Origin of the sequence: Marinobacterium jannaschii DSM 6295, assembly GCF_000620085.1 — a bacterium.
GTDB classification, from domain to species: Bacteria; Pseudomonadota; Gammaproteobacteria; order Pseudomonadales; family Balneatricaceae; genus Pontibacterium; species Pontibacterium jannaschii.
This window is the reverse complement of the sequence record NZ_JHVJ01000005.1, coordinates 154,327-180,427: the sequence shown is the minus strand read 5'-3', so window position 1 is coordinate 180,427 and position 26,101 is coordinate 154,327. Positions and strand designations below refer to the sequence as shown.

Annotated in this window: 22 protein-coding genes; 10 read left to right on the top strand and 12 right to left on the bottom strand. The window is 53.4% G+C overall.

The window, feature by feature from the left end:
* Nucleotides 1-3: 3 nt before the first annotated feature.
* The 3 genes from ylqF to Q354_RS24540 all read left to right on the top strand — a co-directional run bounded on the left by ylqF (nt 4) and on the right by Q354_RS24540 (nt 1,714).
* Nucleotides 4-939 carry a ribosome biogenesis GTPase YlqF gene (ylqF, locus tag Q354_RS0104170; RefSeq protein ID WP_027856518.1) on the top strand — a complete coding sequence of 312 codons (936 nt, stop codon included), beginning with the start codon at nt 4-6 and terminating at the stop codon, nt 937-939.
* A complete protein-coding gene (locus tag Q354_RS0104165) occupies nt 936-1,211 on the top strand; it encodes a hypothetical protein (protein ID WP_027856517.1) in 276 nt (91 codons plus the stop codon). The genes ylqF and Q354_RS0104165 overlap by 4 nt, the downstream gene beginning before the upstream one ends.
* A 224-nt stretch (nt 1,212-1,435) precedes the next feature.
* Nucleotides 1,436-1,714: a CDGSH iron-sulfur domain-containing protein gene (locus tag Q354_RS24540; protein WP_051559873.1), complete on the top strand. Its 279-nt coding sequence runs from the start codon at nt 1,436-1,438 to the stop codon at nt 1,712-1,714.
* 185 nt (nt 1,715-1,899) lie between these two features.
* Here Q354_RS24540 and Q354_RS0104155 read toward each other — a convergent pair whose 3' ends face one another.
* The 4 genes from Q354_RS0104155 to Q354_RS0104140 form a co-directional block, all read right to left on the bottom strand.
* A complete protein-coding gene (locus Q354_RS0104155) occupies nt 1,900-3,339 on the bottom strand; it encodes a sulfatase-like hydrolase/transferase (RefSeq protein WP_027856516.1) in 1,440 nt (479 codons plus the stop codon).
* 164 nt (nt 3,340-3,503) lie between these two features.
* A complete protein-coding gene (locus Q354_RS0104150) occupies nt 3,504-5,021 on the bottom strand; it encodes a tripartite tricarboxylate transporter permease (RefSeq protein ID WP_027856515.1) in 1,518 nt (505 codons plus the stop codon).
* Nucleotides 5,022-5,032: 11 nt separating this feature from the next.
* Entirely contained in the window at nt 5,033-5,560 is a 528-nt protein-coding gene (locus Q354_RS0104145; RefSeq protein WP_027856514.1) for a tripartite tricarboxylate transporter TctB family protein, read from the bottom strand.
* Nucleotides 5,561-5,563: 3 nt separating this feature from the next.
* Complete coding sequence (locus tag Q354_RS0104140; protein ID WP_027856513.1) at nt 5,564-6,511, bottom strand: tripartite tricarboxylate transporter substrate binding protein; 948 nt, start codon at nt 6,509-6,511, stop codon at nt 5,564-5,566.
* Between the two features lie 540 nt (nt 6,512-7,051).
* Here Q354_RS0104140 and Q354_RS0104135 point away from each other — a divergent pair.
* Together Q354_RS0104135 and Q354_RS0104130 are read left to right on the top strand one after the other, a co-directional pair.
* Entirely contained in the window at nt 7,052-7,804 is a 753-nt protein-coding gene (locus Q354_RS0104135) for a sulfite exporter TauE/SafE family protein (RefSeq protein WP_027856512.1), read from the top strand.
* Between the two features lie 70 nt (nt 7,805-7,874).
* The gene (locus tag Q354_RS0104130) at nt 7,875-8,366 is read left to right on the top strand and encodes a cyclic nucleotide-binding domain-containing protein (protein WP_027856511.1); all 492 of its coding nucleotides are present in this window, start codon (nt 7,875-7,877) and stop codon (nt 8,364-8,366) included.
* 558 nt (nt 8,367-8,924) lie between these two features.
* Here Q354_RS0104130 and Q354_RS0104120 read toward each other — a convergent pair.
* The 3 genes from Q354_RS0104120 to Q354_RS0104110 form a co-directional block, all read right to left on the bottom strand.
* Nucleotides 8,925-9,329, bottom strand: coding sequence for an aconitase X swivel domain-containing protein (locus Q354_RS0104120; RefSeq protein WP_027856510.1), 405 nt, complete (start codon nt 9,327-9,329; stop codon nt 8,925-8,927).
* A complete protein-coding gene (locus Q354_RS0104115; RefSeq protein WP_084332468.1) occupies nt 9,326-10,573 on the bottom strand; it encodes an aconitase X in 1,248 nt (415 codons plus the stop codon). Before Q354_RS0104115 ends, Q354_RS0104120 begins: the two co-directional genes overlap by 4 nt.
* 62 nt (nt 10,574-10,635) lie before the next feature.
* Nucleotides 10,636-11,520 carry an amidohydrolase family protein gene (locus Q354_RS0104110; RefSeq protein ID WP_036228451.1) on the bottom strand — a complete coding sequence of 295 codons (885 nt, stop codon included), beginning with the start codon at nt 11,518-11,520 and terminating at the stop codon, nt 10,636-10,638.
* A 316-nt stretch (nt 11,521-11,836) separates the two neighbouring features.
* Here Q354_RS0104110 and Q354_RS0104105 point away from each other — a divergent pair, with 316 nt between their 5' ends.
* Nucleotides 11,837-12,772, top strand: coding sequence for an aldo/keto reductase (locus tag Q354_RS0104105; RefSeq protein ID WP_051559872.1), 936 nt, complete (start codon nt 11,837-11,839; stop codon nt 12,770-12,772).
* 199 nt (nt 12,773-12,971) lie between these two features.
* Here the strand turns inward: Q354_RS0104105 and pcaF are convergent, their stop codons facing one another.
* From pcaF to Q354_RS0104085, 4 genes are read right to left on the bottom strand one after another with little or no spacing between them, the layout of a single operon-like run.
* A complete protein-coding gene (gene pcaF / locus Q354_RS0104100) occupies nt 12,972-14,177 on the bottom strand; it encodes a 3-oxoadipyl-CoA thiolase (RefSeq protein WP_027856506.1) in 1,206 nt (401 codons plus the stop codon).
* Between the two features lie 10 nt (nt 14,178-14,187).
* A complete protein-coding gene (locus tag Q354_RS24535; RefSeq protein ID WP_084332467.1) occupies nt 14,188-15,369 on the bottom strand; it encodes a CaiB/BaiF CoA transferase family protein in 1,182 nt (393 codons plus the stop codon).
* Nucleotides 15,366-16,583 carry an acyl-CoA dehydrogenase family protein gene (locus Q354_RS24530; protein WP_211252203.1) on the bottom strand — a complete coding sequence of 406 codons (1,218 nt, stop codon included), beginning with the start codon at nt 16,581-16,583 and terminating at the stop codon, nt 15,366-15,368. The genes Q354_RS24535 and Q354_RS24530 overlap by 4 nt, the downstream gene beginning before the upstream one ends.
* A gap of 28 nt (nt 16,584-16,611) precedes the next feature.
* Nucleotides 16,612-18,162: a class I adenylate-forming enzyme family protein gene (locus tag Q354_RS0104085; protein ID WP_027856505.1), complete on the bottom strand. Its 1,551-nt coding sequence runs from the start codon at nt 18,160-18,162 to the stop codon at nt 16,612-16,614.
* Between the two features lie 379 nt (nt 18,163-18,541).
* On the opposite strand from Q354_RS0104085, the gene Q354_RS0104080 reads away from it, so the two are divergent.
* Nucleotides 18,542-20,596, top strand: a complete 2,055-nt coding sequence (locus tag Q354_RS0104080; RefSeq protein ID WP_211252201.1) for a 3-hydroxyacyl-CoA dehydrogenase NAD-binding domain-containing protein — start codon at nt 18,542-18,544, stop codon at nt 20,594-20,596.
* A gap of 27 nt (nt 20,597-20,623) precedes the next feature.
* Here the strand turns inward: Q354_RS0104080 and Q354_RS0104075 are convergent, their stop codons facing one another.
* Nucleotides 20,624-21,595: a LysR family transcriptional regulator gene (locus Q354_RS0104075; protein WP_169828858.1), complete on the bottom strand. Its 972-nt coding sequence runs from the start codon at nt 21,593-21,595 to the stop codon at nt 20,624-20,626.
* Between the two features lie 471 nt (nt 21,596-22,066).
* Here Q354_RS0104075 and Q354_RS0104065 point away from each other — a divergent pair, with 471 nt between their 5' ends.
* From Q354_RS0104065 to Q354_RS0104055, 3 genes are all read left to right on the top strand, one after another.
* Entirely contained in the window at nt 22,067-22,705 is a 639-nt protein-coding gene (locus Q354_RS0104065; protein ID WP_027856501.1) for a response regulator transcription factor, read from the top strand.
* Nucleotides 22,706-23,241: 536 nt separating this feature from the next.
* The gene (locus tag Q354_RS0104060) at nt 23,242-24,303 is read left to right on the top strand and encodes a porin (RefSeq protein ID WP_027856500.1); all 1,062 of its coding nucleotides are present in this window, start codon (nt 23,242-23,244) and stop codon (nt 24,301-24,303) included.
* 279 nt (nt 24,304-24,582) lie between these two features.
* Nucleotides 24,583-25,761 (top strand): BaiN/RdsA family NAD(P)/FAD-dependent oxidoreductase, encoded by a 1,179-nt coding sequence (locus Q354_RS0104055; RefSeq protein ID WP_027856499.1) that lies wholly within the window; start codon nt 24,583-24,585, stop codon nt 25,759-25,761.
* Nucleotides 25,762-26,101 lie beyond the last annotated feature (340 nt).

The following is a 26,101-nucleotide window of genomic DNA, read 5'->3' as shown; positions in this document are numbered from 1 at the left end:
TACATGAGCAGCATAAACTGGTTTCCGGGGCATATGCATAAAGCCCGGAAAGAGATCGCCAAGGTGATGGACGAAATCGACGTCATCATCGAAGTACTGGACGCGCGCCTGCCACAATCCAGCGAAAATCCGCTGGTCGAGCAGCTGCGTAAAGGGAAGCCGGTGATCAAGCTCCTGAACAAGAGTGATCTGGCTGATCCTCAGCGTACACAGGAGTGGCTGGATTACTTCAACAGCCAGGAAGGAATTACCGCGATTTCGATCGACATTGAGCAGAAAAAGCTGATCAATCGTATTCCTGACCTCTGTAAGAAGATGGCACCGACACGCGTCAATTCAGACCGTCCGGTGCGGGCGATGATTATGGGTATTCCCAATGTGGGCAAGTCCACCATGATCAACGCCTTGCTGGGTAAACGCATCGCCAAGGTCGGCAATGAGCCCGCAGTGACCAAATCGCAGCAGCGTTTCACCCTGAAGAACGGCATGGCATTGTCGGATACGCCGGGAATTCTCTGGCCGAAAATCGAAGATCCCGATTCAGGCTATCGCCTGGCGGCCAGCGGTGCAATTCGTGATACCGCCATTGAATATGAAGATGTAGCGCTGTTTGCTGCCGAATTCATCGCCCGCGACTACCCTCAGCGGGTGTGTGAACGCTATAAACTGAAACAACTGCCCGACTCACCGGATGCTCTGCTGGATGCCATCGGCAGAAAGCGTGGTGGTCTGAAGCCCGGTGGCATAGTGGATATGCATAAAGCGTCTGAAGTGCTGTTGCATGAGATGCGCTCCGGAAAGCTGGGGCGAATCAGCTTTGAATCGGTCGCAGAGTGGGAAGAAAAACGTCGTCTGGCCGCTGAAGAGCAGGCCAGGCTGGAAGCTGAAGCCGCCGCCGAACAGGCCGCTGCTGAACAGAACAAGCAGGAACGAAAATGAGCCGCACCAAGAAAAAGCGTAGTGACGCTAACGTCATCATCTTTGAAAACGCACCACGTCGCAGCGAAAAACTGGCTGATCCTGACAGTTACGAGAGCCGCAAAAAGCGCGCGCTTGAGAAGAAAAAGAAAAACAAATCTGTCTATGCCAAGACGCTGGAAGAAAACAAAAAGGCTGAAAACAAGGGCGCTCAGGCTAATCGTGGCCCGCTGGCTGACAAGATCCGTAAGCTGAATGCCGCTAAGGCCAAGTCAGAAAACGCGGACGGTTAATCGCTCTCTCAGCAGGGGCCGGATCGCTGAATGCCGGCCCTGCTTACTCCTCTCCGTTTCAATCGTTCGACCGGTTTATCTCCTGCCGATTTGATCTCCTCTAAACCCTCTTCTAGTTTTAGGGTACTAGTCACCCGCAGCATTGCTCCGCCCGGGCGCTTAATCCCGGCGCTTCGTACCTAACCATTGTGCAGGTGATCGGTTAATCTCGACGGAGGCTGATCATGTCCAAATCACCAGTCCATCGCGCGGCGGACGCCCCAATGAAGGTTCACCTGAATAAAGGCGAGACTTATGTTTGGTGCGCCTGTGGCCGGTCTTCAACTCAACCGTTCTGTGATGGTTCCCACCAGGGTACAGGGATTGATCCGCTTGTCTTCGAAGCAGAGAAGGAGGGCGATGTCTGGCTGTGCATGTGCAAGCATAGTGGTACCCCGCCTTTATGTGATGGCACCCACAAAGAGATCTGCGCCATCGATAAGAAGCTTGCTGACGCGGAGTAAACCGCTGCGGTAATTTCACGGTGCTGTGAAGTTCAGGTGAAAGACGATGAGCCGGGAGTATTGGCTAAGGCTACCAGTCCGCGAAGGGCCAGGCACCGATACATATAAGTGCTTTTGATGGAGTGCTCCGGAAGGCCGAAACCCTCGCAGGTAACGGCGCTCCGAAAGAGGAAAGCTAGCGAGTGTTAGGATCGGTATTCTGCGTCCTGTCCCGGTGCTGGAGTAGCGCCAAAGCCGCCCTTAGCGACGATAGCATCTCGACCACCATTCTCGTCCACCAGCTTTTTCTGATCACGCTTGGCGCGGGCATCCACTTCCTCGGGATCACAAATAGTGCGAAGTTCCTGCTCAAACTGCTGCAGAAGCGCCTCGTTTTCTGTAAGCCCTGCTATATCTGTCAGTTCTTCTGGATCGGCGATCACATCAAATAGCTGCGGTTCAAAGCCTACATAGTAGATATATTTATAGCGTCCTTTGCGCAGCATAAATGCCCCGCTGATAGCGCCAGCCGCATGGTATTCAGCAAATACAACTCGCTCCGGATCGTATGGCTCCGAAGCCAGTTTATTCAATGAAGTGCCCGGCCAGCTGTCAGGCGTATCTCCGCCCATCTCTGTACTGATCGTAGTGGCTACGTCGACCAGCGATACTGGCGTCTTACACACTGTCCCAGGCTTAATGTCGGGGCCTTTGGCGATCATTGGAATGCCGGCAGCTTCCTCGAAGAAGGTGGATTTACCCCAGAGTCCGCGAGCGCCCATATTGTCACCGTGATCTGAGGTATAGACTACCTGGGTCTCATCCGCGACGCCGCTCGCTTGCAGCGCATTCAGTATCTTGCCGATATTGTCGTCGAGGAAGGAGACGAGGCCATAGTAGCTTTTCAGTGCCACGATGACTTTTTCGTCATCGAAGAACTCATCGTGTATCCAGCATTTGCGCCACTGATTCAGCCAGCCATGGTCGGGACGCTTCGCAATGTCGTAGGCCTTCGGCATTGGGATATCCAGATCTTTGTACAAGTTATAGAAAGCTTCGGGTGCTATCAGCGGGAAGTGAGGCGCGACCAAGCCAATGTATAGGACAAAGGGGCCTTCATTGGCATTTTCATCCAGCCATTTGCAAGACAGGTCGGTAATATTGCGATCGTACTGGGTGTAAGAGCTCTCACCTGGGCCAATTTGATCGGACATGGATTTACACTTCATTCGGCGTGGTAGGTCATCGCGCACCGACCCCAGAATATCGCCTTGCTGGCCGACTACATGCATCGGCAGAATCTGCTCGTCGAAGCCCACATCATCGGTTTCGTTACGGTAGTGCAGCTTGCCGATTGAAACCGACTTCACCCCTTTGCGTTGAATTAGGTGGCCCCAGCTATCAATAGCACCCTCATAAGGATGGGCATTATCCCAGTACCCGGTCTCGTTGACATAGCGGCCGGTAGCAAAGGCTGCACGTCCGGGTAGGCAGATCGGGGAGTTGGTGTAAGCTGAGGTAAAGCGACATCCCTCTGCGGCCAGGCGGTCCATATTGGGAGTTTTAATGAAAAGGTGGCCGTGGCTACCAATAATCTTGTTGGCGTGTTCGTCAGACATGATGACGATCATGTTCTTGGTTTTCATTGAACGTACCTTGGGCTTTTTGTCTGGCAGGGTGAGCCACTCTATACGGGAAAGCGTCGGAGTGAGGGATCTCAGCAGGGCCAGAAGTTAATAATTTAGAAAGGAAATTGGCAGGCTTCTACCGACATTATCAGGAAGAAGCCTGCAGGTTTAGCCACAGGGTCTTATGCAGAGTCGAGCATTTCCGCTGGAGTTTTCTGACTGCGCAAGCGTGAATAAAGGCGCAGTGAAATAGCGAAGACGGGGATGGCGAAGAAAGCCAATGCCACTGGGCGATCCAAGAAGATTGCAAAGCCTTCATCGCTTAACAGCAGGGACTGACGCAGAGCCTGCTCAGCGCCGGGTGCCAGTACAAATGCGATGACTGCCGCAGCGGTACTCAGGTTCGTGACCCGCATCAGATAGCCAATCACACCGAATATACAGGCCAGTCCCACATCAAACAGGCTTGAGCGCGCTGTATAGGCCGACACACAAGCTACAGCCAGGATAGAAGGGTAGATCATGATGGCAGGGATCTTATCAATCTGGCGACCGATAAAGGCACTCCCAAACCAACCGATCAGGAAGTAAAGCAAGATTCCGATCAGGCCAGCGGCGAACAGGCCGTATACGATATCACCGGAAGTTTCGAAGATCTGCGGACCGACCTGAATACCGTGGATCATAAACACGCCGAGCAGCATCGCAGCGATGGTGCTGCCCGGCACACCTAGTGCGAGAAGTGGGATCATGCTTGGCCCAGACACGGCATTGTTCGCAGCTTCTGGCGCGGCTACACCTTCGATAACACCTGTACCCCATTTGTCGCCGTTTTTCGCTTTGCGGCGACCTTCACCATAGGCGACGAAACAGGCAACGGCGGAACCGACACCGGGTAGCAGGCCGACGATGGAGCCGATGGCAGATCCTTTCCCAATAAATGGCAGACAGCGTTTCGCCTCACTCCAGGACAGCTGGCTATCCTCCGGGTTGTTGGCCTTAACAGTGTCGTGATGACCATCATTGGCGTGATTATGGGTTGCCTGGGTGAATACCTCGGAAATCACGAACAGACCGATCAATAAAGGCACCAGCGAGAGGCCGTTGTACAGCTCAATCATGCCGAAATCGAATCGTGGCTCTGAGGTAATCGGATCGAGGCCGATCATCGCCAGCGAGGCACCAAACAGTGTCGAGATGATGCCTTTCAGTACTGAGCTGGATATGACGCTGCCGATAATCAGGAAGGCACAGACATAGATGGCAAAGTACTCTGGCGGTCCCAGCTGTTTGGTAAAGGTAGCAATGGTGAGCGCGCCACAGATCAGCAGGATCTCACCGGTGAAATCGCCAATCGCCGACGCCAGGGAGGCCGTCTTCAGCGCTTTACCTGCCTGGCCTTTCTGGGTCAGCGGGTGACCGTCCAGGATGGTCGCAGCGGCTGCAGTGGTGCCGGGCGTATTGAATAGAATGGCGGAGATAGAGCCTCCGAAGCGACCTGCCTTACCGATCACGTACAGGAACGCCAGTGCTGACAGCGGATCGATATAATAGGTGATCGGCACCAACATCGCGATTGCTGCCGAGGCCGTCAGGCCGGGTACAGCGCCAACCACAACTCCCAGTACCGAGCCCATGACGATAAACAACATGGTCATCGGCTGAGAAAAAATCGTAATAAAACCGTTAATTAAATCCATAGTCGGTACCGTTACAAACCCTTCAGGTAAACCATCACATCAAAGATCTCTGCCGGCGGTTCAAACACGCCCATCAGGCCGAAAAACAGGTAATAGAACAGCAAAGACATGATCGGAGACAGCAGGGCCAATGCCTTGCCGCGCACGCCAAACAGGTAGCTGGCGATATAGAGCGTAATCAATGTTGCTGTGGTATAGCCGAACAGTTGAAACAACCATACATAGGCAAAGCTCAGCGCAGATAGTGGCAATACCTTGCGGACAAAAACACTGCCAGCAAAGGTTGTCTTATCGTCTGGAGCTGCTCGGCCTCGAGCGCCATTAAACGCCAGAATTGTGCCGAGTAATGCCATAAGGCCACAGATGCTCTGGGGGAAGAATCGTGAGCTTAAGCCGGGTTCTTCCGGATCCACAGGAATCGATAAAGACTCGACAAACAGAAAGATCGCCAGAGCCACGATTACCAGGCCTGTGGCCAGATCGTGGCGCGCAGTCATGCGCGCCCGGCGATCTGAGTAGTTCAGGTCGCGTGTACTCATTGCTTATTTACCTACCAGAGACTTCCAGCCGACCTTAACGTTTCTAACCAGGTCTTCTGTGTCTGCCCAATTAAGGTTGGCAACAGGTAATCCTGCCTTGTCCATCACTGCGGTGTAGTCTTTGTCGCTGACCATTTCAAATACGGCATCAGACAGCTGCTGGATGGTATCGTGTTTTACCCGCTTCGGTGCCATGACGATGATTGGAGAGGATACCTTGGTAAAAGGGACACCCAACTCGTCCGCTGTACTGATATCGGGGACTGCCGGGTGACGGCGATCCGACAGCACTGCAAGCAAGCGAATATCGTCCTCAAAGCCGCGTCCCAGATGAGCGCCAATTACGCCGAAGTCAATCTGGTTGCTAATTAGAGCAGAGCGCACGGCAGAACCACCTTTGAATGGAATGTCCTTAGCTTTGATCTCATTTTTCTTCATCATGCCAACGCCCGCCACATGCCAGACATTGCCGCGACCGGTGTGACCCCAGCGCATTTTATTGCCAGAGCTTTTTATCTTCTCGATCAATTCCGGCAGGGTTTTGATCGGTGAAGAGGCCGGTACAAATACCCCTGCGGTCAGCTCACCGATAGTTGCTACCATTTTAAAGTCATTGGTGGAGACCACCTGTGGTTTGGCAAGGTTGCGTAGCACCATTGAGCCTGCAGACGCCAGATAGAGTGAATAGCCTGTTGGTGGCTGGTCGGCAACAAAGCGCCCGCCGATCAGACCGCCACCGCCTGGTTTGTTTACCACGACAATCGGCTGGCCATCGAGATGATCTGGAGCAACTTTGGCCAACGCGCGTGCATAGGTATCGACACCACCACCGGCTTTGTAGCCGACAATCAGGTTGACTGGACGTTCTGGGTAATCTGCGGCGAGTGCCGATCCGGCGAGGGCAAGGGCCAGACAGGACACGGTTTTCGTAAAGGCTTTGCGCAGCTTCATGGAGTAATCCCCTTTAGTATTATTATTTAATCCGAGAGGTTAAGGGTTAGATCTGGAGCGTGCTACGGTGGAGCCTCTCCAGCTACTGGCTCTAAACTAGCAAATGTGTTGAATGCGCAGGAAATACTATGTTGATATCCGGCGTATAGGATTTTCGTATACCTGAACTTTCTGCTGAATATCCCGAAATGTCTCGCCTACGACGCTCTTTCTGTTTCAAGTCAGGTTCTATAAATTCTGAAAAAACAGCCTTCTGCAGACGTTAGATCAACTACGTCTATTTACCTGCCCGACATAAGAAGGCTGTGTCCATAGATATATTTTGCATCATGCTTTGGCCACTGCGCGTATATAAAAATGCGATAGCGGCTATCGCTAAATCCTATTTTTTAAGCTTAGTTCTATTCGATAGCCTGATAGGGTATCTGCCCCAAACCTACCGGTGCGGTTGCTGTGACAAAAGCTAGCCGTGGCGAGTGCCGTCTGCGGAACGCTGTCGACGAGTCGATCTACCTAATTTCCCATTTCGGATGACATTAAATGAGCTTTAGTTTTTGGGGGCTGGGAGCTGAGTACTTTCTCTTCCCACTTATCAGTCTGTGTGCGGGCATAATTTCGGCATTGGTTGGCTTTGGCGGTGGGATACTTATGGTGATCCTGCTATCCGCGTTTGTGCCGATAAAAGAACTGATTGCTGTCATCGGCATGGTTCAGATGGGATCGCTATTGTCCAGGATGTACATCTATCGTCCCCATGCCGACTACCCGCTTTGTTGGAAGTATCTACTTGGAGCAATTCCAGGTACCGCAGTGGCCGCTCTGGTTTTCGACCAGATCAACGCCGCCACGCTCTCCCTGGTTCTCGGCTGCTTTTTGCTCTATTCCGCCTGGAAGCCAGACGGTGTGCCGGTCGGACGTTCTGCTATCGGTTTGTCCTTTGCCGGTTCCATTACGGCATTCACCTCGTTTTTTGTTGGCGCACCAGGGCCTGCTCTGGCTGGCATTCTGGGACGTTTCAGTCTGAAAAAACTGCAGTTTGTCGGCTCAATTACCGTCTGTATGTTGGGGCTGAACTTGATGAAGTTGTCCGCCTTTTACAGCATCGGATTCCCTGTGCAGCAGTGGTTAACGGTGTGTTTGCTGATGATGCTTGCGGGAGTGGTGGGCACTTTGTTGGGGAGTAAGCTGATGGGTAAAGTCGACGACGGAAAGCTGTTCATCGCTGTACGTGTCGCCATGGCATTGGCCGCAATGAATCTCTTCTACAAGTCTTATGGATCTCTATGGATTTAACACGGAAGGGCAGGGTAACTAGCACTGCTATATTTGCTATATCCAATGCCTGAGCTTGCGGAGGTTGACCATGCAACCCGTTGATCCTGAAGTATTGCTAAGTGAACTACCGTTAGAGCACTTGAGGGAGTTAGCGACATTCGGCGCTTTACCTGAAGATGCGGTGCGCTGGCTAATAGAGAACGGAAAAATCGTTGAGTTGGAAGCGGACGAGATGCTGTTCAAAACGGGGGACCGTGTCAACGAATTCTATATAGTCCTCATAGGTAGCCTGTCGACTTGCCGACCGCTTAAGGACCAGCTGGTGTTAACCCGGTTATGTCAGCCGGGAGAACATGTAGGCTTTACCGGCATGATTGCCCTCCATGACCGTTATGGTACAGCCATCGCCAAGCAGCAGAGTATCTTGCTGGAAATCTCATCCAGCCAGTTTTATCAGATGCATGAGGAGTTACCACAGGCGTTCGGTATCCTGCTGCTTAATCTCACCCGTGAACTGGCTAGGAATGTCGGCGTGCTAGGTGACAAAATTACCACGCTATCTGAGACGCTGCTGAGATAAAAGCCGCAGTTAAGGATGCATAGAACGACTCAGGGTGACTGCTGGTCATCCCTATTTACCACGGCAATATTTTGATCCCCATCCGCAAGGACTCGAGCGCGTGCTCGAAACAGCTTGATAAGCCGGTTTACGCTTTCGGACTGCTCCCGTTGCTGTGGCAACAGCAAGCCAAATGACATCCACTTTTCCGGAATCAGCGGTCGTAGTGTGACCTTGCTTTGATCGACTTTTCACGCTCAGTGAGCTCTTTAGACATCATATACAAGGTATCCGCATCACGGGTGGGTATTGCCCCCCTGGGATGACGGACAAACAACGTGGTATCTAAGGTTTGCTCCAACCCTGTATCGCTGAGGTGATGGATGGCTGGGAAAGCACGCAAGGGCTGTGAATTTCCCGAGGCCATTCGGGCTAATGTTGAACGTCTGGAGGCAAAACATGCCGGAATCCCGAGGCCTGAAAGCATCGGACGGAAGATCGCTATCCGACGGAAATAGATGGGCTTAGCATAGATAAACCCGGCTTGTAGCCGGGTTCTGTATTCGAGAGCTGACAAGTTTATTCGGCAACAATTTCCCGATTGGCCGGATCTAGCCAAAGCTGTTGGTCTTGAGTCAGTACTTCGGTCACATCTTCTTCAAATCCATCCAGCAGCGAGATGCCCGCAAAGGCAGCAGCCTGCACCATTACCGGCCCCGCGTTGTTAAATACCAGCGCGGCTGGCGCAGTACCAAGGCGAACCATCTCACGAAGCAGCCATGAGCTGGCTACACCGCCCTTGGCGCGGTCAGCGATCAGGATTTTTCCTGCGACGCAGGCATCTTCCGTAGCGAGGCCGGGGCGAAGGAATTTGCCGGTCTTGACGTCCAGGTCATAACGGGCGGAAAAGGCGCATTTCAGCACCAGCGCTTTACCTTCAACTGCTGCCCCCAGTCCTGGTTTAGAACTCTTCAGCTTGTTCATGCCTTTGCCTCCCCTTGAATTACGTGCCCGGCAATAGCGGAGGCCACACAAGTTTCCAGTGTTGTCGCAGCGGCTTTATAGCCGGCACCGTTGAGGATGTTGCCCAGCTTCGGCGAAGCCGTTAGGGTGGTGGTCCAACCATTGGCCTGACGGATTGGCTCGGAGCCGGACTGGAAATAATCGATACCATCCAGTAAACGGCAGCCGGCGGCTTCCAGTTTGTCAGCTAGCCCCAGTGTACGGGCGGTTTCGATGCTGCCCTTGTCGACAAAGGCCAGCAGGGTGGTGCAGTCTGCTACCTGATTGCCGTCTAGCAGTTGTGCCAGCTCAACCACTTCGTTCCAGCCCATCTGCGGTGCGCCCAGCACCACCAAATCCAGCACCTGACCGTCGAGCTTTTCGGTGCTTATTACGGCGTCCAGTTCGGTAGCGGTCAGCCTCTCCACCGGCAGATCGATATCGTTGAACTGGTGCGCTTCCGGCGTTACTCCTTCAATGTGGAACAGGCCTACGGCGGCGTAACTGGCCAGGGATGCACCTATATGATTCAGAGCCAGTGCACCCGGATGTTCCCGTAGCCCTTTGATCAGCGGAATTTCGCTGGCGTTGTTTAGACGCAGGCCGATAGCCGCGCCTAAGGCACCCCATTCCGCGAGGCTTTGTGGTGTGCGCTCTACTTCGAATACGCGCTTAGGGACGCGGTTTTCATCCAGATGCAGGCCCCAGCGTGGTACGTATCCGGCCAGCGCAGACGCTAAAGCAGCGGGACCCGCTTCAAAGTTAGTGCGTGCACCCAGGGCGGAGTTGGCATAGATCGCCGTAGGCGTCGAGCCCATCGCAATAGATTCACCAAAGCAGGGCGCGGGGATGGAGTGGTTGTTGATATGACCGTACTCCATAATGCAACCCAGCTTGGCGATGGCATTCAGGCGGCGCTGGTCCAGGTCCATAAACCACTGTGGTAGGCCGTAATCGGCAAGTTCAGCGGCGGTCTGGCGACTCTCCAGATAGAGATTGGCGGCAGGGATGCGTTGCTCCGGCGCAGCCAGTGCCAACTCTTCCATAAAGTTGATACCTGCTTCGCCCATAGCGTCGGTATCGGCCATAAAAAAGGCGTAACGGATAGGTATCAGCCGGTCGGCACCCAGCACGCTACCGGTATCTGCCAGAAACTTCATTGCCCAGGCATAGGCGGGGCCGAAGTTGCCATCAAGCATCTTTTGTTGATGCGCAGTTAATTGCATGTGTGTTTGTCCTCGCCGGGATCGGTCCCGGGCTTATTGTTGTTACGCGTAGATAAATGCGCTTAAAAGCCGTAAAGCTGTGACGGGTTATCAACCAGAATGCGGTTGCGAACGGAGTCATCCGGGGCCCAGAGCGCCAGCATATCGAGCAGATCGCCATCATTGGGCATCGTCAGCGGGATATGCGGATGTGGCCAGTCGGAGGCCCAGACCATGCGTTCCGGGTTAGTGCTGATCAGGGCTTGTGCTACCGCAGTGACGTCCTGATAAGGGGCGCTAGTTTCAGCGGTAAAACGGTAGCTGCCGGAGAGCTTCACCCAGGCTTTGCCGTCGCCCACCAGTGCCAACAGGTCCTGAAAACCAGCATGCGCCTGACTCTGAGTCGTCGGCATATGGCCCATATGGTCGAATACCAACTCCACCGGCAGGTCGCCCAGGGTGGCTTTGAGTTCGCTAAACTGGGATACATCGACCAGAAGCTGCAGATGCATATTGGCATCGGCCAGCTTCGTCGCTAGCCTGCGAAGATCGTCCACCCGAAAGTTGCTGCGAAACAGCAGGTTTATCCGCACGCCCCGTGCACCAGCGTCATACATTGCTTGCAGCTCTTGCGCGGAGATATCTTCGTTTACCACCACGACGGCACGGAACTGTTCGCCACCAGCAGCGACGGCATCCAGGGTGGCGCGGTTATCGGTGCCCAGCACGCTGGGCTGCACAATTACACCGCGTTCAAGACCGAGCTTCTGAAGTATCTGCTGATACTGTTCGAAAGAAGCATCAGGTGGGGTGTAAGTTCGATCTGCGACATAGGGGTATCGATCGACGGGCCCAAACACATGGGCGTGGCAGTCACAGGCATTGGCAGGAGGCGTAAACCTTGCCGGGCGAACGTCTGGATCGGCAGCCGCACACAGCGGTGCTGAGTCTTGAGGAGTTGTCAGCATCTGGCTTGTCTCGTATTCAGCGAAAAACGCCTGGATTGCGATCTACTGCAATCGGCGATAACTGAAACTACGATAACAACGGCTTGGGTATCTGAAAAATACTATAGATATATAGGGGTGTATAAGAATTTATAATAGCAAACCGCTGTGTTTTATCGGTCTGGTGTTCGTCCAGCTCAGCACTCGGCGCAGCTGCAACCTTTGAACTGAAGGGGCCGTAGCTAACGGTATTACGGCTCTAAAGTTAAGCTTATGGTAGAGAGCCGTTCGGATATCAACCAATGCCGCCGGCATATTCGATGGAGGGCTGGCAGTTATGGGGACATTCTCTAGGGGGCTGAACCGTCGCGACGTTCTATGGTTGCTGGCCTACGGGAGCGCACTCGCATCACTCGGAGCCCTGCCTGCCCGGGCGATATCCAGTCAGCCGTTGGTTAAAGCGATTCCTGCCACAGGCGAAACCTTACCAGTCATCGGTATGGGGACCTGGAAGACCTTCGATGTCGGGCGTGATAGTCGGTTGCTCGGTCATCGCATGAAAATTCTGCAGACGTTTTTTGACCGAGGCGGGCGGATGATCGATTCCTCGCCAATGTACGGTTCGTCGGAGGCGGTGATCGGTTACTGCCTGAAGCAGCTTAGCAATACAGCAGACCCCTTCACTGCAACTAAAGTCTGGACCTGGTTCAGCTCCCAAGGCCCTGCGCAGATAGCGACATCACAGGATCTATGGGACGTTAACACCTTCGACCTGATACAGGTGCACAATATCCTTAGCTGGGAGGATCATCTGAAAACCCTCCGCAAGGGGAAGGAGGCAGGGCGTATCCGCTATATTGGCATAACCACCTCCCATGGCCGGCGTCATACGAAGTTTGAGCAGATTATGCGCCAGGAGCCACTCGACTTCGTGCAGTTGACCTATAACATTCTCGATCGCGAGGCGGAGGCGCGTTTACTGCCCATGGCCGCCGAGCGCGGCATCGCGGTGATCGCTAATCGTCCGTTCCGGCGCAAAGCACTCTTTCATCTCTTCCAAAATCAGCCGCTTCCACCCTGGGCGCCTGAGATAGATTGCGCAAACTGGGCACAGTTCTTCCTGAAGTTTGTCGTTTCGCACCCGGCAGTTACTTGTGCGATTCCCGCTACCTCTCAGATTGCGCACATGGAGGAGAACATGGGGGCGCTTTATGGCCGATTGCCCACTCAGGTCGAACGTCGGCATATGATTCGCTACGTTGAAAGCCTCTAGATTGATAGTTGCGGTGCAGTCGCGCGCTATGCCAAAGATATGGAGCCGCCCCATGTTGAACATCGGTTAATGCCAAAAGGCCCAGCTTTCTGATCGATTCTGGAAGCGATGGAAAAGTGGGCGATAGATGCGATGGCCGGGGTAATCACTAAAGTAACAGGATAGAAAGGGGGCAGAATGAATTCTGCCCCCTGAAGGTTCAAACCCGCTCAATAGTTAAAGCAATCCCCTGACCTACACCGATGCACATAGTGCACAGAGCATAACGGCCACCGGTGCGGTGCAGTTGGTACATCGCGGTAGTCACCAGCCGTGCACCACTGGCGCCCAGTGGATGGCCCAAAGCGATGGCACCGCCGTTGGGATTCACTTGCGGTGCATCGTCCGGCAGGCCAAGATCACGCAGTACTGCTAAGCTCTGGGAGGCAAAGGCTTCGTTTAGTTCGATCACATCCATCTGTGCCAACGACAAACCAGACTTCGCCAGCACCTTGCGCACTGCGGGGGCAGGGCCGAAGCCCATAATGCGTGGCTCGATTCCCGCTGTGGCCATCGCGACAACACGCGCTTTTGGAGTCAGGCCATATTTTATCGCTGCGTCTTTGGAAGCGATCAACAAGGCGCAGGCACCGTCGTTGACGCCGGACGCATTTCCGGCGGTGACGGAGCCACCTTCACGGAATGGCGCTTTCAGTTTCGCCAACCCGTCCAGCGTGGTGGAGGCACGTGGGTGTTCGTCGGTGTCCACAATCAGATCGTTACCTTTGCGCTGCGGAATGGTGATGGGACAGATCTCTTGCTTGAACAGAGCAGCTTCCATCGCCGCTGCGGTTTTCTGCTGGCTGCGCAGGGCGAACAGGTCCTGATCTTCACGGGAGATGTTGAATTCTTCCGCCACGTTCTCGGCTGTTTCCGGCATGGAATCGACACCATACTGCGCTTGCATCTTTTTGTTGATGAAACGCCAGCCGATAGTGGTGTCTTCGATCTGGGCGTTACGGGAGAAAGCCGTGTCGGCCTTGCCCATCACGAACGGTGCGCGGGACATGGACTCGCAACCACCGGCGATCATCAGATCCGCTTCACCGGACTTGATGGCGCGGGCTGCGGTGCCGATGGCGTCCATACCGGAACCGCAGAGCCGGTTGATGGTAGTGCCCGTTACTGCCGTGGGCAAACCTGCCAGCAGTGCTGACATACGCGCCACGTTGCGGTTGTCTTCACCGGCCTGGTTAGCGTTGCCGTAGATCACATCGTCGACCGATTCCCAGTCCACCTTCGGGTTGCGCTCCATTAGTGCCTTCAGCGGCACGGCACCGAGGTCGTCGGCCCGCACAGAGGAGAGTCCGCCGCCGTAGCGGCCGAAAGGTGTACGGATGGCGTCACAAATATAAGCGTCAGACATGGAGTGCTCCTTATACGGTGCCGCTTTCGCGCAGTGCGTTTATTTCGTCTTGCGACAGGCCCAGCGAAGCCAACACTTCGCTGGTGTGCTCGCCTTTCTCCGGTGGCGGCAGGCGCAGGTCATCGAGACCGGCGGAGAATTTCACCGGGTAACGTACCTGAAAGGTCTCGTTTTCGCCGTTCTTGTCGGTCATGGTCTGCATCAGGCCACGTGCCTGAATGTGTGGATCGTCGAAGAAACGCATATCACGTAGCACCGGTGCCCAGGGCAGGTCGGTAGGCTCGAACAGCTCGGTCCACTCGGCAAGCGTTTTGGACGCGAACACTTCAGACAACAGGCCATGCACCTCTTTCTTCGCCTGGTTGCGCCGGCGGGTGTTGGCAAAGCGCTCATCGGCCAGCGCCGGGAATTCGCCGGACAGCATCTCGACCAGTTGTTTCCAGAATTTGTTCTCGAACAGGCCGATTGCCAGATTTTCACCATCTTTGGTGGCGAAGATATCGTTATCCGGCATCACGAACGGCATTTTGTCCGGATCACTGTCGCATACATCGTGTGCAACACGCAGCAATGGCGCAGACCATGCGGTCATCGCATCCAGAATCGCTACGTCCAGGTACTGGCCGACACCGGACTGCTTAGCGCTGGCCAGGGCTACGCTGAGGGACAGCGCCGCGTACATCGCGCCGGCGTAGTCACTCAGGCGAACCTTAGGACGCGCAATCTTGTCCTGGACCTGGGAGGGCACACCGAAGTAGCCGGACAGAGCGAGGAAGTCGATATCGTGACCGGCACGGCTGGCGTAGGGGCCGGTCTGGCCGTAACCACTCAGGGACAGGTAGACCAGCGATGGGTTGATCGCTTTGACTTCCTCGTAGGAGAATCCCAGACGCTCCATCGCACCCGGACGGAAGCTCTCCACCAGGCAGTCGGCATCGGCGATCAGCTTGCGGAAGATCTCGCGGCCTTCGTCGCTTTTCAGGTTGATCGACAGTGACTTCTTGTTGCGGTTAAGACGCGCAAACATGTCTTTACCCAACACACGGCCGGTGTCGCCTTCTTTCGGTTCTTCGATTTTGATCACTTCCGCGCCGAGATCTGCCAGCAGCTGAGTGGTCATCGGGCCGGGCAGCAGGCGGGACATATCGATAATGCGGATGTCCTTCAGAAAGGACCAGTTGTTGGTAGTCATGATTGTGCTTCCTCTGCAGCCTGCTGGGCTTTCTGCCAGTCTTTGTTGATGCCTTTGGCGATGGTATTGCGCTGAACTTCGCTGGAACCGGTCAGGACACGGAACATTCGCAGGCGACGGAATACCCATTCCACAGGCTCACCCTGAGTCATGCCCACAGAACCGTGGATCTGGATTGCCTTGTCGGCGATCTGGAAAGCGTTTTCGCCAACGAAGACCTTACACATGGAGGCTTCGCTGCGGATATCTTCGCCACGGTCCGCTTTGGCCGCTGCGGATTCGATCATGCTGCGACAGGCGAAGAGGGCGGTTTTCATATCGGCCAGCATGTGCTGGATCGCCTGGAAGTTGGCGATCGGACGCCCAAATTGCACACGGCGGTTGGCGTAATCGACTGCCTGCGCGTAGACGAATTCTGCATGACCTAGCATGGTAGGGCATTGCAGTAAGCGATTGATATTTATGCGGTTCATTCCTAGTTTAAAGCCGTTTCCCAGGCCGCCGAGTATATTGCGCGCCGGAACGCGCACATCTTTCAGGTAGATATCATTGTCGATGTGCTGGCCGGACATCGGTAGGTATTCACCAGCGATCTCGTAGCCGTCGGAATCTGCATCGACCAGGAAGGCGGTCACGCCGTCGGTACCTGCGTCAGGATCGGTAACCGCCATCACGATGGCATAATCGGAAGTACGCGAAGCCGTGATAAAGCGCTTGTGACCGTTGAGGATGTAGTCGTCGCCGTCCTGTAATGCGCGGGTCTCGATGCGGGTTGCATCGGAGCCAGCCTGGGGCTCGGTAAGGGCGAAACAACCGGCACGCTTACCCTGTGCGGTGGGGATAAAGAACTCCTCTAGCTGGCCTTCGGTCGCCTGATTGAGGATGTAGCCGATACGCATCGGGCCGCCGTTCTCACCCAGTACACAGCCATATAAGGCGGCGTTAGAACGGGTGGCGTCGGCTTTCAAAATACACAGCTGGCTGATCGACAGGCCCAGGCCGCCAAATTCTTTCGGCAGGTTGCAGCCATAGATGCCCAGCTCGTAGGAACGCTGCCAGATCTCCTGCAGCTGATCACGGGAGAAGCAGGTTTCCGGTGTCAGGCCTTGTTCTTTCTCCAGTGGTATCAGCTCATCGTAAATGAAGGCGTTCATCTTTTCGCGCAGGGCGTTGAAGTCCGCTTCCGGCATCCCGGCGTTTTTCATATGTTGCATGGATTGTTTCCTCTTGGCCGTTTGCGGATCAGACCTTACGGTCCTGACCTTTCCAGTACTCAGCACGTACGTCGCGGCGCTGGATTTTGCCGGTGTTGTTCTTTGGCAGTTCAGACACGAAATCCACCGCGTGGGGTTTCTTGAACTTACCCAGCTCGTTGGCGCAGTGTTCGATTAGCTCATCGGCATTGCCTTCGTGACCTTCTTTCAGCACCACCACAGCTTGTACCACTTCGCCCATATCCGGATCAGGCGCGCCAACCACGCAAGCCTCGAATACGGAAGGGTGGTGATAGAGGGCGTTCTCCACTTCGTTCGGATAGACGTTGAATCCGCCAGAGACGATCATGTCTTTCTTACGATCGACGATGAACAGGTAGCCGTGCTCGTCGGCGTAAGCGATATCGCCGGTGTGGTAGTAGCCGTTTTTCAGCGCCGCATCGGTCAGATCCGGCGCGTTCCAGTAACCCGCCATCACGTCGTTGCCGCGGATGATCATCTCGCCGCGCTCACCCACTGGCATCTCGTTGCCTGCGTCATCGACGATTTTTACTTCGCTCTCAAACAGCGGGCGACCACAGGAAGTCAGGCGCTCCGGGTAGCCGTTAAGCGCGCTGGCGTGGTCCTCTTCAGTCAGCATGCAAACGGAGTGGTTAGTTTCACCGGCACCGTAACCCTGGTTCAGGATCGGGCCGAAGAACTCGATTGCTTCTTTTAGGCGGGCAGCAGAGATTGGCGCTGCACCGTAACGGATCTGGCGCAGACTGCTGATGTCATACTTATCGCGATTCGGCGAAGAGAGGATACGGTTGATCATGGTTGGCACCAGATAAGTCTGCTGCGCCTTTTCCGCTTCGATCACGCTCAGGTAGGTATCCACGTCAAAGCGACTCAGGACCACGTGCTTACAGCCCTGGGCCAGCAACGGCAGGATCGACATGCCGGAGGCGTGGGTGATCGGGCCCACGTGCACCATGGTCTCCGGACGATCTACGTGCAGACCGGCCCGGTAGTTGACCTTACGCACAATGGCCATGCGGTTACCCACGGTCTGCATCGCAGCTTTCAGCACTCCGGATGAACCGGAGGTGTAGTGCAGTACCGCCAGGTCGTCGCCAGCCAGATCAGGCAGTTCTAATTTCGCAGACGCGTCTTTCAGCGCGGCTTCGTAGCTGTCTTCGGTGATGCCGTCACCCATTACCAGAATACCGGAAACGGTTGGACATTCGTTCAGAGCCAGCTTTGCGGCTTCCAGATGCTGCGAATCGACAATCAGCAGGTTAGCCTGGGAATCGTTACAAACATGCACCGCTTCCTGCGCCGACAGCCGGGCGTTGACCGGTACGCGCACAAAGCCACCTTTGTACAGTGCGACCTCTGCTTCAACGAGCTCGGTGCGGTTCCACGCCAGTACCGCGACCCGGTCGCCTTGATGGATGCCCAGTGTATGCAGGGCGTTAACCAGGCGGTTGGAGCGTTCGTCCAGCTCAGAATAGCGGACAGTTTTTTGTTCATCTTTGAGGGCTATGCGATCACCCCAGAAGCGGGCGGCACGGACAACGAGACTACCTAAGTTCATTAACCTGTTTCTCCGGTTTACTTAAAGCGGGTCATATCAGCGGGCGTTATTCGACATTCGAGACCAGGCAATCCAGTCGTCAGGTCACAGCCCGTGAAGGTTAAACCGAAGATAAAAGAACATTTGCTATCAGAAAAATATTAAATAAGTCTGCTTGATATATATAAAAATGATAGCTAAGGAGACAGGGGTGTTATAGCAATAAAGGATTGTGATTGCGGTGCCTTAGCTATAGGGAATTGCGATAGTCGCTACATGTAAATTGTATTTTTTGCGCTGATTTCGCTTTGCTACCCTGCGGTCAACCGAGTGGTGTGAACCGGCTGGAACATACCCATATAGCAAAATTCTAAGCGAGGATGTTATGGCAGCAGTCAGCATGCAGATATCAGATGGCGTAGCGGTAATCACCGTCGATCATCCCCCGGTCAATGCGATTTCTCAGGCGGTCCGCCAGGGCATCATGGATGCCGTTAGTGCTGCGAATGCCGATGAACGTGCGCGACGCATTTTGATCTGCTGTGCAGGACGCACCTTCATGGCCGGTGCTGATGTTAGTGAATTTGGCAGACCTTCCTTAGAGCCGGATCTGCCCGATGTGGTTGCAGTGATAGAAGCCAGTGATAAACCAGTTGTAGCTGCGATTCACGGCCAGGCATTAGGAGGCGGCCTTGAGATTGCCTTAGGCTGTCACTATCGCATCGCTGTGAATGGCAGCCGGCTTGGTCTCCCTGAGGTAAAACTGGGTTTAGTGCCCGGGGCAGGGGGAACGCAACGACTGCCTCGGCTGGTGGGTGCCGAAAAGGCACTGGATATGATCACCTCTGGCGCACCGGTTGATACCGACGATGCATTGAAACTTGGGCTGATCGATCAGGTCACTGATGGTGATCTACTCGATACCGCTATCAACTACGCGAACTGTATTCCGTCCGTAGTCCCGGAGGATAGAAGAGTATCGAGACGACTGACTGATAACCTGCCACCGGCGCTTTTTGACTCCTGGCGAAAGTCGAAAGCAAAAGGCCAGCGTGGCGTGCAATCCGTGCAGGCCTGCATCGACGCCGTGGAAGCAGCCTGCACCATGCCGTTTGAAGCCGGGCGCAGGCTGGAAAGGGAGATGTTCCTGGCCCTGCGTCAATCCAAACAAGCACGTGCCTTACAGCATATCTTCTTTGCCGAACGTCAGGCCAGCAGGGTCATCGGCCTGGAAGAGGCTGAAGCCAGGCCGGTTAAAAGCGTGGCTGTGATTGGTGCAGGTACTATGGGCACCGGTATTGCGATGGCATTCGCGCACAGTGGCTTCGAGGTTACTCTGCTTGAGCTATCCGCCGAAGCTCTGGCCAGTGGTATCGACCGGATTCGCAGCCTGAATGCTAAATCAGTTCAGCGAGGCCGCATGAGTGAATACCAGTCCGAGGCGATGCAGGGCAGGATCTGTACGACCAACGATTACAACGCATTAGGCAATATGGATATGGTGGTGGAGGCGGTGTTCGAAGATATTGAGGTTAAAGCCAAGGTGTTCCAGCAGCTACAAGCCGTTTGTAAGCAGGATACAATCATCGCCAGCAATACTTCCTACCTTGATATGAACAGGCTGGCAGAGACCGTTGCTCGCCCAGAAAACGTGATTGGTATGCACTTTTTCAGCCCGGCCAATGTGATGAAACTGGTTGAAGTTGTGAAGACGGATTATGTTAGCCCGGATGTGATCCTCACCGTGATGAAACTGCTCAAAACACTTGGCAAGACCGGTGTTGTAAGTGGCGTATGCCACGGTTTTATCGGCAATCGGATGTACCAATGTTATCAGCGTGAGGCGGGGTTGCTGCTGCTCGAAGGCGCATCACCGGCACAGGTTGATCAGGCACTTTACCAATTTGGTATGGCCATGGGGCCCTTTGCGGTAGCGGATATGTCCGGTATCGATATCGGGTATCTGATGCGTCGTACCCTGACTGCTGCACAGTACGATGAGCGGGCATTTAGAGTGCATGATCGGTTAGTTGAATCTGGCCGCAAAGGCCAGAAAACCGGCGCCGGATTCTACCGTTATGAGGATGGTGCCGGAGCTGGTCAGGATGACACACAAGTGCTGGAGTTGATTGAGCAGGTCGCCCAGGAACTGGGGATTGAGCGGCGAAGTATCTCGAACGATGAGATCGTTGAGCGCTGCATGCTTGGATTGGTAAATGAGGGCGCCCATATTCTCGAAGAAGGGATCGCAACCAGTGCGGCGGATATTGATGTGGTATTTGTAAACGGTTACGGATTCCCACGCCATCTGGGCGGCCCAATGTACTATGCAGAATCCAAAGGCCTGGACCTGGTGGCAGAGAAGATTCATTGCCTTGCCGGGTCTCAGGGTTCCCGCTGGTGGACGTTGGCACAGGCCTTTGAGCAAGCGGCAAAGCGGGGCGCTTGGGCTTAACCCACGCAACGATTAGGCTAACGCACATTACTGATCGATGGCATCGCAGTCCTCGGGCTGATCCTCACTCAGCCACTGGCCTGCGATCACGCCTTCCTCATAAAGATCCCTAATTATCTTAAAAATCATATCCTTGACGATTATCGATGCCGTATTAAGTGGATAGTTTTTTGGCCAGGCGATACAGACCTGTCGCACCATATCGGGTCTGGTAATCTTTCGTGCCGTTATCTTTTTCTGCTCCCAGATATTGTAGATCGACGGCCAGGGCATTACGGCGTTCGCCACGCCACTGGCGGCAAAACTCATGATTAACCGGGTTGATTCCGTTTCGAGCTTGATATTCAGCGGCAGATCCTTCTTCGCAGATAGATCTTCGAGCATCGCCCGGACGGCATGGCTTTTCTGACTGACGGCCAAGGGTTTCTTCGAAACTTCGCGAAACGATATCGCATCATCGATATCCTTGGGCTGGCCTTCGCTAGGGTACTGCTCAACAAAGTAAAGCGGCTCTTCGTAAAGTAATTGCGTATTTACCGTTTTGCTTGGGGTGCTTCCAGCGATGACCCCGAGGTCGGCTCGGCTGCTTTCAACCATCGCCAGGCTCTTAAGACTCCTGGCCTCCATGGCGCGAAGCTGGATGTCGGGGTACTGCTCATCGACCAGCTTAACCAGTCGCGGCGCTATATGGATCGAAAGCATTGGAGGCAACACAACCGCTACATCGCCTTTCGGCGAATTTGCCTCAAGACGGACATCATCCTGTGCCTGTTTTAACTGTGACGAAATCTTCTGAGCGTGTTGGTAGAGTACCTCTCCCGCGGGTGTCGCAGTGACGCCTCTTGGTGTACGGATCAGTAGCTGAGTGCCAAGCTCATCTTCCAGATTGGCGATATGCTGACTTAACGCTGGCTGGGCGATACATAGCACTTTTGCTGCCTTGAGAAAGCTGCCCTGTTCAACGATAGAGATGAAGTACTTTAGCTGTCGTAGGTTCAACGTCTGCCTCCCAGGCTTCGAGCGCCATTGCACCAGCATATACAAGAATCTTACATATACCGGAACACAATATTTTTTTTATATAGCTAACCGTCTTGAAATATATCGCAATCAAGGCGTAATTGAGAGTGCTTAGATATACAAAAAAACTATATCAATGCATACGTAATTCATCTTTTATTTAGCTTGTCGAGGCCTGGTAGCATGGAGTGAAACTGCCCGGAAGAGGTGATTGTTGTAACCAGGCAGTACAAGATCTGACATAGGCGAAGTGGCTACTGACGCCACAAGCGCCTGGATGTTGGAAGTGGTTTTAGTTACATCTGCCCTCAAAGTGGTGCTTCTTATGCGGCTCATTGAGCCGCGCTTTTTCGGCTTACTCGGGGAAACCCTGCAAAGTAGTGCCAAAAAAGGTAATGAAGAGATCAGTGTCATATTGGTCAGGACAGGGGCCTGGGAGCGGTATCCAGCATGAGTTCAAAACAAGTGTCGACTTCACTAAACATTGTTATCGTCGGTGGCTATCCTCTATATCGACTTGGCCTGATAGCTCTCTTTGACAATCTGCAGGTTGAACTCAACATCCGCGAGCTTGGTTCCTGGGCCGAGACCGTTCCAGAAAACCCGTCAGTCGATCTGGTATGTTTCTTCTCGTATCGGGATGCGCAGCGCTTTGTCGAAGCGTGCGGCGCTGGAACTCGTTTGCCAAAAATGCTGTTGTTTTCGCCTTATGCCAGGCTCGGGCAGTCTTTGAGCAAGATTCCGGCACAGGAAACTATCGTTCTCCCATTGGCCATATCTTTGCAGGATGCTGAGAACTATATCCGCTTATTGCTTGAATATGGCGCCGAACATGTAAATAAGCAGTTGCAATACGATCAACATATTAAACAACTCTTCTACCCAGACCCTCTTAGCCTTACGCGCCGAGAGCGGGAAGTAATGCATTATATAAGGGAAGGGCTGGATAATGATCGAATTGCAGAAGAGATGCGTATAGAGAAAAATACTGTTAAGTCATTTATTCAAAAAATATATCGAAAATTTGGTGTGCTAAACAGGACTCAGGCTGCCTGTGTTTTTACATCTTCGTTTTACGCAAATTATTAGTGTCCCTACATATCATTGTATTTTTGATGCTCTCGCCTATAGATTATAAAACTCCTCAAAACATTTCTAGTGCCTAGCTTAGCGCTCGTAGCTATGATACCTCTCTAGCGCTAGGTAGCGCTGGTATTTTTGGGATCTTAATCTTACAGGTTTCCGAATTAAGAGATTTCTGTAACTTATTGATTCTAATAGATATTATGCGGCTTGAGTTTCTCGGGATTATCCGGTTTAAGCTTCGCTTTAGTCAACTCTTTGATAAAGCTAATTTAGCGAGATTCTGATATATATAAATCATATAGCCAAAATAGAATTGTAATATTATTTTGTTGTTGAGCGAGCTGATAGCATCCCCATCGGTACTTCAATCTGAAAACAGCTTTGCCTGTAACCATTAAAGAGTAGAGCAGCGTCTACGCCAGTTGCAGGCAGGGTTTGATTTTTCAGAGAGAATAATAAGTAGAACTCTTTGGCTTCTTATATCGGTATAGCGACTATGGCATGGCGAGTAAGAGGTCAATATGTAGGGGAATTTGTATATGAAGCCTTGCTCAAAGAACCTCGTTATTGGTACAGCGCTGGCAGTATCATCGGGTGTAGTACAAGCCGTAGAGCTTGATTTTTATGGCCAGATTAACCAAGCGATGATGGCAACCGATAACGGAACTGACAGCGAGACCTTTATCGTTGATAACACCAGCAGCTCGACTCGCGTCGGCCTGGTAGCGGCACATGAAGTAGATGATCTGACCTTTGGTGCTCACTTTGAAGCGCAGTTTCAATCAAATCCATCCAATAAGGTAACCTCCACCACCAAATCAATCAGTCCTGAATTTGAAGAGCGCCATGTCAATGTATTCGTCAAAGGTGCATTTGGTAAGATCTCTATCGGACAGGGTGACGGTGCGGCAAACGGCAATGTAGAACGAGATCTGTCTCGCACCAGCGTGATCTCTTTCACCAACCCATCTCTGCTGGGCGGCAACATCAACTTTATCGATGCCAACAGTTCGACCACGGTCGCACTCAAGAAAGCGATGAGCGATCTGGACTTTGAGAGTCGTTACGACCGCCTGCGATATGACCTGCCAAAACTGGGTGGCTTCCAGGTTGCAGTAAGTCACGGCGTTAAAGCCAACAATAATGTTACCGAGATCGGGGCGCGTCGGTTATTTGATCTTGGTAGCGGCGGCCACTTGTTTGCCGGAGCGGGTTACTCTGTTGAAAGCAAGGGCGGGACAGCAGGTGACGAGGTTACTGTCGGCGGATCTGCTAGCTGGCGGGCAAAAAGCGGTTTTAACCTGACAGCAGCCTACTCCACTGTTTCCGACGATAACCCGGCAAACCCGGATGCGGACTTCTATACCGTCAAGGCAGGCTACATCCTGAATAAGAAAAACGCTGTTTCTGTGCGTTATGCGGTCGCCAACGATCTGGTCAGCGAAGGCGATACAGCCGATTCCATCGTCTTGGGTTATGTGCACAGCCCAACTAAAAACATCGATCTCTACGCAGGTTATGGTATCCACGGCCTGGACCGTAGCGGTGCCAACTTTGACGATATCTCTGTGCTAACCACTGGTCTGCGGGTGAAATTCTAAGGAAAGAGTGCGGATGAGCCAGTTTCCCAACCCCTTCGGGCTCGTTCGCTTACGTTAACGCGTCATTTCTCCGATGTCGATTAGTGCTATTCCAGTGGCCCTGTCCCGTGGCCACTGGCTTTTTAAAGTCACTACCATAGCGGACAGCTAACGCTTGGAAGAACAAGTGCTGATTGCCTAACCCATATCCAATCGACTTCCCCAAGCGCAGAAGCGCACGTAACAAACCCTCCTTGTGCTACTATGTGCCGCTTTGATTTTTGGTAAGGGTATTCATACGTGCAGCAATACGATGTGGTCATTATTGGTGGCGGTGCTTCTGGCTTAATGTGCGCGGCGGCGGCGGGCTATCGTGGGCGTTCAGTATTGCTGCTGGAACATACCCGAAAGATTGGCCGTAAGATCCTGATGTCTGGTGGCGGGCGCTGCAACTTCACCAATATTCATAACGGTCCTTCTAATTTCCTGTCAGATAATCCTCATTTCTGTAAATCAGCACTGAGTCGCTATCCCGCTGCGGCCTTTATTGAGCTGGTCGAACGCCACGGGATCGATTTCCACGAAAAGACCCTGGGGCAGCTGTTTTGCAATGAATCCAGTAAGGAGATTCTGCAGATGCTGCTGACCGAGTGTGAGTGGGCTGGGGTAGAGATGCGGACCGAGAGTGCCGTTACCGAAATAGCAGCCCGTGATGGCGGCTATCATCTGGTGACACCGCAGGGTGACGTGCAGTGTCAGTCATTGGTAATTGCTACCGGTGGTTTGTCGATCCCCAATGGTGGTGCGACAGGCTTTGCCTTTGACGTAGCCCGCCAGTTTGGCCTGGAAATGACCGATACCCGTGCTGCCTTGGTGCCTTTCACTCTGCAGCCTGCCGATCTGGAAGTATTTAAGCCGTTGTCTGGGGCTTCTCACAACGTTGTTGCTTCTATCGGCCCGACCCAGTTTAAGGAAGCGCTGCTATTTACCCATCGCGGCCTGAGTGGCCCGGCGATTCTGCAGATCAGCTCCTACTGGACGCCGGGCGATAACGTCAGCATCGACCTGTTTCCCGAATTGGATCTTTATGAGTGGCTGAAGCAGCAGCGTGATGAACGCCCCAAGGCTGAGGTTAGCAATGTGATCAGCCAGCAGATGACCAAGAGTATCGCCCATACCTTCTGTGATCACTGGGGGATCAAGGGCACTATGGCGGATCAGGGCAACAAAGCGCTGCAAGCGATCGCTGATCAGTTTCACAACTGGATTATCAAACCCAGCGGCACTGAAGGCTACCGTACCGCCGAAGTCACCATCGGCGGCATCATTACTGATGAGATCTCCTCCAAAACCATGGAAGCGAAAAAGGCGCCGGGCCTCTATTTTATCGGTGAATGCCTCGATGTAACTGGCCATCTGGGCGGTCATAACTTCCAATGGGCCTGGGCCTCAGGTGTGGCTGCGGGGCAGGTGGTCTAATTGGATCGAAGTAATTAAAACGAAGACTGTTGGAATTAGAACGAAGACAATTAACAGCATGTTTACGGTGTAAACAGGATTTCACGAGGCCGTTAAGAGTGAATTGTCTTCGATTTTGGGCAATGTTGAAGATGCCATTGCCTGTTTGTTTCTCAAACATCTGAACAACTTCCTCAGTACCCACAGCTAGTAAAGGGTTAAGCTATGATCGTGTTTTGATTCTGCCAGCTCCTCGACAGACACGATTCGTGTTAGGTGACGCTGTACCTTTTCCTGAAGGTTCTGAAGACGCTCAGAACAAGATGTATGTAGCGATTACCCGAGCCGTTACAGCATCGGC